General features: G+C 60.5%; 6 protein-coding genes. 3 read left to right on the top strand and 3 right to left on the bottom strand.

The genetic code is table 11. From position 1 onward, the window contains the following. Positions 1-67: 67 nt before the first annotated feature. From G4D79_RS05610 to G4D79_RS05600, 3 genes are all read right to left on the bottom strand, one after another. Positions 68-6,922 carry an isopeptide-forming domain-containing fimbrial protein gene (locus tag G4D79_RS05610; RefSeq protein WP_214514225.1) on the bottom strand — a complete coding sequence of 2,285 codons (6,855 nt, stop codon included), beginning with the start codon at positions 6,920-6,922 and terminating at the stop codon, positions 68-70. Between the two features lie 979 nt (positions 6,923-7,901). After that, positions 7,902-8,597 carry a glycoside hydrolase family 25 protein gene (locus G4D79_RS05605; protein WP_371714689.1) on the bottom strand — a complete coding sequence of 232 codons (696 nt, stop codon included), beginning with the start codon at positions 8,595-8,597 and terminating at the stop codon, positions 7,902-7,904. Between the two features lie 107 nt (positions 8,598-8,704). Further along, positions 8,705-10,042 carry an amylo-alpha-1,6-glucosidase gene (locus tag G4D79_RS05600; RefSeq protein WP_099696913.1) on the bottom strand — a complete coding sequence of 446 codons (1,338 nt, stop codon included), beginning with the start codon at positions 10,040-10,042 and terminating at the stop codon, positions 8,705-8,707. Between the two features lie 110 nt (positions 10,043-10,152). Between G4D79_RS05600 and G4D79_RS05595 the strand changes: the two genes are divergently transcribed. From G4D79_RS05595 to G4D79_RS05585, 3 genes are all read left to right on the top strand, one after another. Then, a complete protein-coding gene (locus G4D79_RS05595) occupies positions 10,153-10,851 on the top strand; it encodes a haloacid dehalogenase type II (protein WP_007735269.1) in 699 nt (232 codons plus the stop codon). 72 nt (positions 10,852-10,923) lie between these two features. Next, entirely contained in the window at positions 10,924-11,835 is a 912-nt protein-coding gene (locus G4D79_RS05590) for a cation efflux family transporter (protein WP_007735270.1), read from the top strand. Positions 11,836-11,955: 120 nt separating this feature from the next. Beyond that, the gene (locus G4D79_RS05585; protein ID WP_099696912.1) at positions 11,956-13,317 is read left to right on the top strand and encodes an HNH endonuclease signature motif containing protein; all 1,362 of its coding nucleotides are present in this window, start codon (positions 11,956-11,958) and stop codon (positions 13,315-13,317) included. Positions 13,318-14,156: the final 839 nt, after the last annotated feature.

Genomic DNA, 14,156 nt, shown 5'->3' with positions numbered 1-14,156 from the left:
ACGACGTGGGGCAGATCGCATACTCTGCGATCTGCCCCACGTCGTTTACCTCAGATTCTCAAGAGAATCAGTTGTCACCGTCCTCGCGACGCTTACGCGTCAGGAGAACAACACCCGTTCCCAGCGCCAGCAGCAGAACCAATCCACCTGCTGCGAGCAACCCGGTGTTCACGCCACTCTCACCAGCGCCACCACCCGAGTTGATCGTCCCGCCCTGAGGAGCAGACGGCTTCGGCTGACCCGGCTGACCCGGGTTTGCTGTCGGCGGCTTCGGCTGTCCCGGAACCGTGCTCGGAACCGGCTGACCCGGAACCGTCGGCGGTACGACGATCGGAGGCACAACGACGATCGGGGGAATGATGATCGTCGGTGTAACCGGCACCGTCGTGTTCGGAACCGTCGTGGTCGGCGGAACTGTCGTGACCGGCGGCGTTGTCGTCGGCGGCGTCGTTGTCGTCACGCCACACGGATCCACAATCTCTTCCGCGACAACTTCTTCTGTCGTGGTCTCCTCTGTGGTGGTCTCCTCCGCGGTGGTGGATTCCTCCGTACCGGTCACATCAGCGTCACCGGCAGTGATCGCGCTAGCCGTCGTCGTCGCAACCGTTGTCGTCGGAACCATCCGCGTGGTCGTCGTCGGAGGAACACAGGGCTCCGTCGTGACCGGCGGCGTCGTGGTGGTCGTCGGCGGCACCGTAGTGGTGGTCTCCGGCGGGTCTATCGGGTGTTCGGTGCAGAGAGCGTCGCCCGGGACACAGTCCACTGGCGGGTTCTCGCCACCAACCACCAGGTAGTTGTTCAGGACACCCGGAGTGAATCCGGGACCTGACAACGTTCCGATCTCAGGATTGACCTTGACGGTGTACGTCACTGTCGCGGTCTCGCCCTTGGCCAGCTTTCCGGTGACCGTGAAGACGTTGTCGACGACACCCGAAACAACCAGCGTGGAAGTGGTAGCCGGATCCTTCGTCATTACTGCATCGTCGAGAACGTCGGTGAGATCGTCGTAGAAGCTGACCTCACCATCCGCGGTGCCCACATTCTTGAACGTGAGCGTGTACGTGATCTCCTGGCCGCCAACCACACGGTTCGTGGTGGACGGAACAGAGGACTTCAGTACCTCGATCGCGGGTGTGCCATCCACCGGATGCTCGGTCGTCACCGGCGGAGGAGTGATCTCCGGACCCGTCGGCGGCTTCGCAGTACCGGTGACCTTGTTGTTGATCAGAACCCCGCCGGCAACACCATCGTTGATCTTCACCTGGTAGGTCAGAACAACCGACTTACCGGCCTCGAGAACGCCGGTCCACGAGAGCGTCGTACCCGACAGGGTCGGAGCAGCACCGTCGACACCGTCGACAGTCGCCTTGAGCGAACCGTCCACCAACGTCGCGTTGTCGAGAACCTTCGACAGATCATCGGTCAACACCACCGGATCAAGAGTCGTGTTACCCGTGTTGGAACCGGTCACCGTATACGTGATCGTCTGACCAGAAGCAACATTGGTACCCGACACCGGATCCGCAGCCTTCGCGACCGTGAACCCCGGAACCTTCACCGGATGCGTCGTGCACAGCTGCGTCGCCGGATCACACACCTCCGGAGGATCAACCGGCGGAGTCGTCCCCGGAACAACGAAGTTGAGCACCGTGTTGTCGGCATTCGCCGCAACGCGATCGGCATCAGCCTTGACCGTGACGGTGTACGTCACCGTCTTGCTCTCACCGGCCGCAAGGGATCCCGTCACCGAGAAACCATCCGTGCCGACCATCGCAGCAGTCAACGGAGCATCAGCACTCAAGCTGCCCGCAACCAGATCAGCATCATCGAGCAGACCACGCAGATCATCGAAGTGCGCGACCTCACCCGCACCGTTACCGGTGTTCGAGAACGAAAGCGTGTACTTGATGTCCTGACCGGCAACAACATTCGAACCCGACACCGGATCAGAAGACTTCACCACAGCAATCTTCGGAGACAGAACCGGATGCTCCGTCGTCACCGGCGGAGGAGTGATCTCCGGACCCGTCGGCGGCTTCGCAGTACCGGAGACCTTGTTGTTGATCAACGTGCCACCGGCAACACCGGCATTGACCTTCACCTGGTAGGTCAGAACAACCGACTTACCGGCCTCGAGCACGCCGGTCCACGAGAGCGTCGTCCCCGACAGGGTCGGAGCAGCACCGTCGACACCGTCGACAGCCGCCTTGAGCGAACCGTCCACCAACGTCGCGTTGTCGAGAACCTTCGACAGATCATCGGTCAACACCACCGGATCAAGGGTCGTGTTACCCGTGTTGGAACCGGTCACGGTGTACGTGATCGTCTGACCAGCAGCAACATTGGTACCCGACACCGGATCCGCAGCCTTCGCGACAGTGAACCCCGGAACCTTCACCGGATGCTCGGTCGTCACCGGCGGAGGAGTGATCTCCGGACCGGTCGGCGGCTTCGCAGTACCCGTGACCTTGTTGTTCAAGACCGTACCCGCAGCGACACCGTCGTTGACCTTCACCTGATAGGTCAGAACAACCGACTTACCGGCCTCGAGAACGCCGGTCCACGAGAGCGTCGTACCCGACAGGGTCGGAGCAGCACCGTCGACACCGTCGACAGCCGCCTTGAGCGAACCGTCCACCAACGTCGCGTTGTCGAGAACCTTCGACAGATCATCGGTCAACACCACCGGATCAAGGGTCGTGTTACCCGTGTTGGAACCGGTCACGGTGTACGTGATCGGCTGACCAGCAGCAACATTGGTACCCGACACCGGATCCGCAGCCTTCGCAACCGTGAACCCCGGAACCTTCACCGGATGCGTCGTGCACAGCTGCGTCGCCGGATCACACACCTCCGGAGGATCAACCGGCGGAGTCGTCCCCGGAACAACGAAGTTGTTCACGAACACCCCACCGACCACATCGGCATTGACCTTCACCGAATACGTCACCGACTTGCTCTCGCCGGCCGCCAAGGTTCCCGTCACCGAGAAACCATCACCGCCGACCATCGTCGCAACCAACGGAGCATCAGCAGCCAAACCACTCAATGCACCCTTGTCCACAACCTGACGCAAATCATCGAAGTACGCCACCTCACCCGCACCGTTACCGGTGTTCGAGAACGAAAGCGTGTACTTGATGTCCTGACCGGCAACAACATTCGAACCCGACACCGGATCAGAAGACTTCACCACAGCAATCTTCGGAGAGACCACCGGATGCGTCGTGCACAGCTGCGTCACCGGATCACACACCTCCGGAGGATCAACCGGCGGAGTCGTCCCCGGAACAACGAAGTTGTTCACGAACACCCCACCGACCACATCGGCATTGACCTTCACCGAATACGTCACCGTCTTGCTCTCGCCGGCCGCCAAGGTTCCCGTCACCGAGAAACCATCACTGCCGACCATCGTCGCAACCAACGGAGCATCAGCAGCCAAACCACTCAATGCACCCTTGTCCACAACCTGACGCAAATCATCGAAGTACGCCACCTCACCCGCACCGTTACCGGTGTTCGAGAACGAAAGCGTGTACTTGATGTCCTGACCGGCAACAACATTCGAACCCGACACCGGATCAGAAGACTTCACCACAGCAATCTTCGGAGACACCACCGGATGCGTCGTGCACAGCTGCGTCGCCGGATCACACACCTCCGGAGGATCAACCGGCGGAGTCGTACCCGGAACAACGAAGTTGTTCACGAACACCCCACCGACCACATCGGCATTGACCTTCACCGAATACGTCACCGTCTTGCTCTCGCCGGCCGCCAAGGTCCCCGTCACCGAGAAACCATCACTGCCGACCATCGTCGCAACCAACGGAGCATCAGCAGCCAAACCACTCAATGCACCCTTGTCCACAACCTGACGCAAATCATCGAAGTACGCCACCTCACCCGCACCGTTACCGGTGTTCGAGAACGAAAGCGTGTACTTGATGTCCTGACCGGCAACAACATTCGAACCCGACACCGGATCAGAAGACTTCACCACAGCAATCTTCGGAGACAGAACCGGATGCTCCGTCGTCACCGGCGGAGGAGTGATCTCCGGACCCGTCGGCGGCTTCGCAGTACCGGAGACCTTGTTGTTGATCAACGTGCCACCGGCAACACCGGCATTGATCTTCACCTGGTAGGTCAGGACAACCGACTTACCGGCTTCCAATGCACCGGTCCAGGTGAGCGTGGTGCCCGACAGGGTCGGAGCAGCACCGTCGACACCGTCAACAGTCGCCTTCAGCGAACCGTCCACCAACGTCGCGTTGTCGAGAACCTTCGATAAATCATCAGTCAACACAACAGGATTGAGCGTCGTCTTACCGGTGTTCGTACCTGTCACCGTATACGTGATCGTCTGACCAGCATTGACGCCGGTACCCGATGCCGGATCCGCAGTCTTCGCGACAGTGAAACCGGGAACCGAGTGATTCGTCTCCACCGGAGGAGGAGTGATATCCGGACCGGTCGGCGGCTTCGCAGTACCCGTGACCTTGTTGTTCAAGACCGTACCCGCAGCGACACCGTCGTTGACCTTCACCTCGTAGGTCAGGACAACCGACTTGCCGGCTTCGAGAACGCCAGTCCACGAGAGCGTCGTACCCGACAAAGTCGGAACAGCCACGGAAGCTCCGTCAATGGTCGCCTTCAGCGAACCCGGAACGACAGCAGCATTATTGAGGACCGCACCCAGATCGTCATTGATCTGTACCGGATCAAGCTTCGTCTTGCCGGTGTTGGTGCCGGTGACGGTGTACTTGATCGACTCGCCGGCCTGAACCGTCGAACCGGAGATCGGATCAGCAGTCTTCTCCAGTTTGAAGCCGGGAACCGAGTGATTCGTCTCCACCGTAGGAGGAGTGATGTCCGGACCGGTGGGTGGCTTCGCAGTACCGGTGACCTTGTTGTTCAGAACCGTGCCCGCGGCAACGCCGGCATTGACCTTCACCTGGTAGGTCAGAACAACAGACTTACCAGCCTGGAGATTGGCGGACCACGACAAAATGCTGCCCGACAGGGTCGGAGCAGCGACAGCAGCACCGTCGACGGTCGCCTTCAGCGAGCCCGGAACGATGGCAGCATTGTTGAGAACCGCACTCAGATCGTCTTTGATCGTCGCGGGAGTCAGGGCCGTCTTGCCGGTGTTAGCACCGGTGACCGTGTACGTAATGGTATCGCCGGCCTGAACCGTCGAACCTGTCGCGGGCACAGCGGTCTTCGCGACTGTGAACCCGGGCATGGGATGCGTCGTGCAGAGATTGGTTGCAGGATCGCATGTTGTGGGAGGAGTTGTTGTCCCCGGAACGAGGTAGTTGTTCAGGACTTTGTTACCACCGTCTTTGACCGTGACGGTGTAGGTGACTGTCCCCTTGCCGCCGGCCGGCAAGGTGCCGCCGACCTTGATCTTGTCGGCGCCGTTCAATGCGGCGGTGAGTCCGCCGGTTGCAGCACCGACCGCAACTGTTCCGTCATCAATGACGTCGGCGAGGTAGTCCGTGTAGTCGATCGCTGCCGGCGCAGTGCCCGGATTCTCGAAATTCAGAGTGTAGGTGATTGATTGGCCGATATTGACCGTCTCACCGGTAGGTGGTGACGACGACTTCTTCACGAGAACCGGGGTGTTCTTGACCTTGCAATACACGTTGTCACCCGGTGTAAGTGCGGCCTGCGCAACGTCACCGACCCTGAGGGCCTGGGTCACGCCGTTTACCTGGCAATCCCACGATGTCGCATAGTTCGCGGTCTTGGTCGCCGAGGTAGTTGGCTTCTCCCAGAACGTGACAGGGGTGGGCGTGGTATCTGCGAGGAGCGTCCGCCAGCCAGTCGATGCCGTCGTATCAGTCGCACCGGTCGTGGTGCTCTTGATCTCGGTTGCTGCAGCGGCGCCTGCATCAGCGTGGTGTCCGGTGCTCATGCCGATAGTGAAATCGTCACCGGGGGTGACGCGCGTGAGGTCCTTGTCGATCTTGACCTTCGACAGCAAAACACCGAACGCCAGACCCTGACGAGAGGTGTCCAGAACAGTATTTCCGAACGTCGCCGCGAAGTTGGTCGGAGCGGTCGATGCCACAACCAAAGTGCCTGGCGAATACTCCTTGTTGTTGACCAGGTTCCACGAATCGCATCGGACGGTGGTGGCGGGCATAGCCGTCAGCCCACCGTCACAAGCCCGAATTCCGGGGTAGCCGGGCGCATCCGCACCAACCGTGCGTGCGATCTGGCGGAGAGGCTTGTCAGAATTGAAGGTCAGGAACTCTTTGTCGGTCGACGTGTTGGCGTCAGTCGACTCGGCGTCAGCAGCGACGAGGCCGTAGTTGTAAATCGGGCCGTTCGGCCCGGTCATCACGATGTTCTTCAGCGACACCGTTCCGCCGGATTGACCATTGTCAGCGGACTTCTGATAGATCGCAGGCTTGATCGTCGACGGCACACCCGTGTACGCAGACGAGCCAAGAGCTGCGTAGTGCAGGGTGGGAAGTTCCCTGGTTTCGATCCCCTGGTGTGTCTTTCCCGCTACCGAGTCGGTGAGGAAGGCCTTGAAGTTGATCTTGTAACCGTCGGTGAGCTGGATTTCCATCGACTGCCCTGCCGCAGAAGCAGCCGTTGCCGCATCGAGCGTCGACATATCGATCCAGCAGATGTTCTGCGAGAACGGACCGGTGCCGGGGGCGCTGAATGCGCAGCCTTTTGCGGGCTGTTCATCCGGAAGAACAGCGGCGCGAGCCGGCGCCTGAGCCTGAACGGGGCCGCCGAGCGTCGCGGCCGGCTGCGCTGACGCAACCACTGCCGTCGCGCCGGAGATACCGAGAATCATCGCGATGGCAGTCCATACCACCGTCCACGCTCGCACCCAGGGCGGGAGCCCTGCGGTGAATATGGCCGACCTTGTCGGCGGTATGTCGTTAGGCATTTCTTACTCCCCAGGATGTGCCTGATCGATGTTCGATGGACGGAGATGCGAGAGCGCTGGCGCGAACTCCCGGTTGATCGGTTGGTTCGGGTCGATGCGCCTGTTTTCGGCTGATCGACCTCACACCGGACGCTGTTGCCGGTCCTGTCATTCGAGCTCCTCTTCGGAAACACCTGCGTGTTGGAAGAGCCGTCCTGAACAGGACCTTGGCCCTCGAAATCCGCGCAAATCGAGAGCAACCTTCCAGTTATCAGAAACAAGATAACAGATAACCGGGAGCTTGCCCATCGAAAGTCGGACAAAGCAGACCGATCGACGTTTTTGTTCGTAGATCGGACAAGCTTCGAGGAGCAGTGTTGTCCGAGCGGACAATTCAGCCCTCGGAGTGCGGCACCGCGGCGAACGCGATGACATTCAACGTTTCCGCTGACCAGATCGGGTGACGACCAACCTCAAGGAAGGTACGGAATCTGGACAAATGCCCAATATGGATAAGGCCTGTTGGATGCGCCACAGACCCTCGAACGACGGTCGGAAACCCCGTCCTGAATGGAGTCCGATCACCCGTGCGAGCACGTCGAAATTGATCGAATTGATCCAGACCACACTCAGCGACGGCTGCCGGTAACGAAGCATCCCGAGGCTCCGATAATTGGATTGCGAGGCACCAACTTCGCCCGAAACCGGGCGGCCGCCTTCGATTCAAACCCAACTTCAAGTCCGTTTTGTAGCTTTTCAGGCAGAGCAGTTCTGCTCATTTTCTGCCATAGCTATTTTCTGATCCTGCTCAGCTAGTCGAAAGTTCAGCGACCGTGGCTACCGCCCGGCAGAATTCTCGTAACTGACGAGCAACAACCGGACTAACCAGCCAAGCGTCACAAGAGTGCCAAAAAGGGCCCTTCCGCGTGCCTCGAGGCAAATGCATCGAGGGCGAAAGGGCCCGAACCGGGCACCACGGAGCCAAAGGCCCCGCCGCAACCTAGCTGCTGCCGAACCCCACACTGTTGGCGTAGCGATCGAAATCGCCCTGGGCTCCGCTGTAGACGTTGATATCTGTGTTTCCGGTGATTCCGGGGATGCGTCCGGTGCTGGTGTACTGCCAGAAAGTCCAGTTGGACCAACCGCCGGGTAGCGGCCCCGGTGCGTTCTGCCCGTTGTAATCGGCGATCCACAGCGGGTAGTGGTTGAACTCGGTGGTGTTGGCCATCTGAGTACGCCAGAAGTTGGGATACGTGTAAATGATGGGCTGCCGCCCGGTGAGTGTCTGGACTGTATTCAAGTAGCGATGAGTCCAGTCGATGACCTGCCCGGCGGGCAGTCCCTTCGCGTCCTCGAGATCCAGAACGGGCGGGAGGTCACCAGGTCCGTTGATACCCAGGACGATCGCCGAATAGAAGGCGGCCTGGGCTTCGGGGGACTGGCGAACGTCTGCGTAGTGGTAGGCCCCGCGCGAGACGCCGGCAGCACGCATGACCAGGCAATCCTGGATGAAGTACGGATTGACGTAGTTGAGCGACTCGGTGGCCTTGACCATCGCGAACTCGTGCCCTGACGCCTTGACCTGGAACCAGTCGATTCCGGTTCCGTCCACGTGTTGCCACGAAGAGACGTCCGGGCCACGGGGAGCGTCGGCAGCGGCGAGGCCAGGTGCCGTGATCGCGATGGCAGCTGCCATCGCGATCGGGGTGAGCTTGCCCAGTGTCCTGACGATCCGTCGCTCGACCATTTCCCGAGACTAAGGTCGACTAGTCCGTTTTGTCCCCGAATTCAAGGAATGTTCACTCAACCGAGCCAATCGAGAACAGCCGCAGCGGTCCACGACTGTTGCATACTGCCCAGCGGCTCACCGGTGAAAGGCTCGTAGTATTCGGCAAAACTGCCATCGCTGGCCTGCCGCAAACCCTCCGAACGCAACACGTGCGATCTCTCGGCCCACCCCCGACGCGCGAACGCCCACGAGAACAACCACGTGATCACCGGCCACACCGGGCCACGCCAATACTCCCGCGGGCGGAAATCGCCGGAAACCGGAGACGTCGACGGTGGGACAGCAAACCGCATGTCCGGGTGACCACAGAATTTGGGCCCCTCGAAAGTGCGCAACAGAGCGCGCTCGGCATCGCGGCTCAGGCCGCCGCACAGCAACGGCGCAAACATCGCGATGGTCTCGGTATGAACCCATCGCCCGGCGCGAAGATCGAAATCCTTTGCTGCACCTGATCGTTCATCGGTGGTGGCAATCACGCCCTGCCGGAATCGATCTGCCCAACCGCGCAGATCACGGACGTCGGAGTTCGGCCGCGAATGCTCCTCACCGATAGTTGCCAAGACGTCGCATGCCATCGAGAAAACCGCACTGACAAACACGTCCTCGACGGCAAAACTCATGGCAGTGGCGAGTTGAGAATCCTCGTACCGCACGGCCTTCATCTCTTCGAGAAGCCAAAGGTAGCGGTCGTATTCGTTATCCGTGGGCCGCTGAGACAGGTCCGTCACCACAGCGAGATCAGCACGCTGATACGCAGGAACTTGTCCCGCAACAACATTCGCGTACGCCAGATCCCACCGCGGAGAGTTGTCCATCCCAGATTCCCACCCGTGATAGAGCGCGATACGGCCGTTGCCGTCGAGATCGCGGGCCTCCGCCAACCACCGGTGCCACCGAACCAGATCGCTCCAGCGCCGGTCGAGGAACTCTTCCGCGACCGCACGCGTCGTACGTCCGTGCCGACGCGAATGATCGAGAATCCGCTGCACCGCGATCGCGTGAACGGGGGGTTGGGTGATTCCCGATGTAGCGGTACCCAAAGGAGCATGCGCTGCCAACGCATTGACATCCCACCGCGTCGGGCCGGGGAAGTAGCCGTCGACACCGTTCGCGAACACGATGTGCGGAATCATTCCGTTCTTCCACTGAGCCGAGAGCAAGGTATCGAGCTCTACTACCGCCCGTTCGACGCTGAGCGGCGCCAGACCTACCGCCACGAACGCGGCGTCCCAGCTCCACATGTGGGGATACAGCTTCGGGGCAGCGCTGGTCATCGTGCCCAGGTCGTTTCCGCGCAGCAAGTAGGCAGCTCGGGCGGCGAGCTGAGTCGGGGTAAATCCGCGGTCTGCCATAGATGTCTATTTTGCGACGCGTCGAGCCTTTGCGCTCACCGAGCACGAATCCGGCGCCGCAGCCGCAATAATGAAGGAAGTCCGTCAGGTGATCTCGGAGTGGAGGCCTAGTGCGCGAGAAGATCAAAGCACTGCTGTTCGACGTCCAGGGCACAGCGACCGATTTTCACAGCACACTGTGCCGAGAGGCCCGTCGAATCACCGACGCCGACGTGGACTGGCCAAGATTCGTCAATCTCTGGCGCGCTGAGTACTTCGCGAACACCTCCGAGGCCGACGACTCCACAGGCGAATGGGTGACAGTACATTCGGTGTACCGCGAGGCTCTGCGCAAGCTGTTGGCCCGCGAGAGCATCGAACTTTCCGATGCCGAACAGGAAGAACTCACCACCGCCTGGAAATTCCTGGACCCGTGGCCCGACACTGTCGCCGGCCTGACAACCCTGCGCCAGCAGTACACAATCGCTGCCTTGTCCAACGCCGACGTGAATGCCGCAGTCAGCATCTCCCGGCACGGAAATCTGCCATGGCATGCCGTCTTCACTGCCGAAATGGCCGGCGTCTTCAAACCAGATCCGAAGATCTACCACCTGGCTGCTCGATATCTCGGGTACGACCCGGCCGAGATCATGATGGTTGCCAGTCACAAATATGACATCCGGGCGGCCAAAGCTCTCGGATTCCGCACAGCCTTCATAGCTCGACCACTCGAATTCGGAGCCAGGGGCAATCCCGATGTGTCCTTCTCCGACGAGTTCGACATCAACGCCGAGGACTTTCTCGATCTGGCAGCGCAATTGGTCCACTGATCCCGTGCCTGCGCGTCGTTGCTGGTATTCCTACGTGGAGGAATATCGAAACGGACAGGCGGTTTGGAATTCATGGGCACCAAGGAAGACAGCGCTACCCGCGAACGCAAGGCCCTGCGGTACTCGCTCGTGGTCGCAACGGCGTTGGCTGTGCTCGCCGCATTCTGGGGCTGGATCTCGCAGTCCCAGGTGATCCTGCTCGACGGTGTGTACGCCCTCATCGGAATGGTGTTGACGGCGATCTCACTGCGGGTCTCGCGGATAGCCGACTCGGGCCCCACCGCACGCTTCCCGTTCGGAAAGGAGGCATTGATCCCGGTCGTCATCGCTGTCCAGGGCATGGCACTACTGGCGACGCTCGCCTACGCCGCAGTCGAGGCAGTTCGTGTCATCCTCGCGGGCGGAGCCGACGTCACCGCGGGGTCTCTGGTGGCATACGGCGCTGTCAGCGCAGTGGTGTCGATCATCATCTGGCGCTACGTCGGACAAGTCGACCGCACATCTGATCTGCTCGTCGCCGAAGCCAGGCAATGGGGAGCGTCGGCTGCCTTCAGCGCGCTGGTCGCAGTCGGTGCTGTCGTCGCAATGATCCTGGGCCGCACCGATTTCTCCGACGCCGACCGATATGTCGACTCCGTCTTGGTCCTCCTCGGCTGCGCGATGCTGGTCCCGCAACCGTACGCACTTCTGCGAACCGCACTGATCGAACTCCTCGAAGGTGCTCCCGGCGAAAACGTTCAGGCCCGCGTGCACGATGCCATCGCCGTCGTCCGCGACGAATTCGGTTTGGACGAACCGACTCTCACCATGAGCAAGGTGGGTCGCAAGCTGTATGTCGAAGCGACGTTCATGGTCGCGCCACACAGCTGGGACATCGACGGTGAAGACGCAGTACGACGCTCGTTCGCCACCAGCCTCGCCGATCTCCCCTACGAACCGTGGCTGAACATCGAACTGACTACAGATCCGGCGCTGATGCTCTAGCGACGGAATCTGCTCTCGAACAACAGAATCACGACGGCCGGGCCCACCTCACCTTCTCGAAAAAGCCCTTGACTCGAAAGTATGTTCGAGTATGATGGGAGGTGGAACGGGGGGGTTCTCATGACGATCAACATCACCGAAGATGCTGTCACCGACGTGGTCAACAACTCCGCCGTGGGTGTGCGCGGACGATTGTGGCGGCTTCACCCCAGCGACGTCCGCGAGATCGCCATCACCGCGTCAGCGGAAATCCTTCGCCTGGAAGCCATTCGAGTCGCCGCTGTCGACACCCTGACGTTGAACCCGGACGAACAAGTACTCTGCTACCGCGGCACCGGACAATGGCTCGCGAACCACACCATGCTGCAGATCTCCACCGGCAGAAGAATCGCAGCCCTGGGCAAAGCGCTACGGTCGTTTCCCGAGATCGAAGACCAATTCGATGCCGGTGACCTCACTTTCGAGCACGCAGCACTGATCGTGGCGTTCTGCGAATCCCCACCCAAGGCAATGCCCGACGCCGCACTACCGTACTGCCGTGACACACTCCTCGCCGCAGCATCGGGAACCGAAGCAACCACCGTCAAACTGCGCTACGCCATCAGCGTCCTCGAGCACATGTTCGAATCCGACGACCCACCACCAAGCGAAGACACCGACCGCAACGAACTGCGCATCTCCCCCACCCTCAACGGAAGAGTCGCCGTCCGAGGCGATTTCGACGGAGTGACCGGCGAAATGCTTCTCTCCGCCCTCTCCAACCTCTCCATGCCCACCCCCGCCGAAGACGGCACACCCGACAAACGACCCGCCGCCACACGCAACGCAGACGCCATGGCAGAACTCATCCGACGCTACCTCGACAACGCTGCCACCGGCATCGACGGCGGCCAACGCCCACACCTGAACGTGCACATCAACGCCAAAGACCTGGCCTACCACCGTGAATGCGCCACAACGGGTGATGGCTCAACACCTGTCCCGTCCGAGGACGACGATCCCGGCATGCTCGATCTCGACTTTCACGATCTCGACAAACAAGATCTCGATGTCGGCCACATGCCCTGGATGGGACCACTGAGCGTCGGCCGCACCCGCATGATCGCCTGTGACTGCATGCTGTCCAGCGTCCTCCTCGACGGAAACGGTGCCCCACTCGATGTCACCCCACTCAAAAGGCTTGTCACCGCAGCACAACGCACCGCCCTGATCGCCCGCGACAAAGGGTGCGCCTTCCCCGGCTGCGACTGCGTCCCCGCCTGGACCGACGCCCACCACATCAAACACTGGGCCAAAGGAGGACCAACCGTCATGGACAACCTGGTCCTGCTCTGCCGAACCCACCACACCCTGATGCACCGAAAACCCGGATTCACCGGCAAATGGGAAATCCGAATGGGCACCGATCACCTGCCCTGGTTCATCCCACCACCGGGCATCGACCCCGACCGGAAACCCCTCCGCTCCACCACACGACTCTGAACCCGGAGGTCACCGAGCAAACGCCTCGGTGACCCATTCCGGCGTGCTTCGATAGCCGGAAAGGGCGGCGCGGCGACATCCATCCAACTCCACGCTCACAGGAGTACCACCCGAACCGTCAACCCGTAGGAGGGTTGATGATGCTGTCGCTGTCGCGATCTGATCACAAGGCGGAGCTATAGGAGCATCGGCTATGGCGGCAACCACGTCTCGACTCTCCGCTTCGGACAGGCGAATAACGTCCACGTCTGTCTGAGATTCATGCCGGCACACGGATAGTCCTGCAGCATCAGCGACAGGCGTAGCCAGCTCATTGTCTAGCGGGTCATAGCCTTCGCCTCTCTCGAACTGCTCGCGCGCCTTGTCAACTTCTCTGGCATCTGTCCGGTCGAATTGAACGGCAGACGAGCGATCGCAATTCGCCATCGTCGGAGAAAGACTCAACGAAGTTCGGACACGTTCGACTTCATGCAGAGATCGAAGCGAATCGAGAGGCCCGACTTGAAAGCCGCACGGACTCGACGGCCAGGCCGGAAACATCACTTGTCCGGCGCTGTTGACCATCCACAGTTTGACGGGAACCAGTTCGCTTGTGACACAACTCGCAACGACATTGTCGGGAAAGCGTTTGGAGTCGACACGATATGCATCCTTGACGGCGGCTACGTCACCTTCGAGTCGAACCATGTCGACGGTTAGCGCTCCGGAGGCATCTTCGCCGACTTCGCAACGAAATACTGCCACTGGATCGAAATCAGATGGAAGATACCCTGTTTCGTGTTTCGGACGCGAATACAGATCGACACCGAACAGGCCCCATGCGACTTCAATTCCGAGAC

This window comes from Rhodococcus sp. WY5, from assembly GCF_018588185.1.
GTDB lineage: Bacteria > Actinomycetota > Actinomycetes > Mycobacteriales > Mycobacteriaceae > Rhodococcus_F > Rhodococcus_F qingshengii.
Note: the sequence above shows the minus strand (reverse complement) of the source record. Positions and strands in the feature narration are given on the sequence as shown.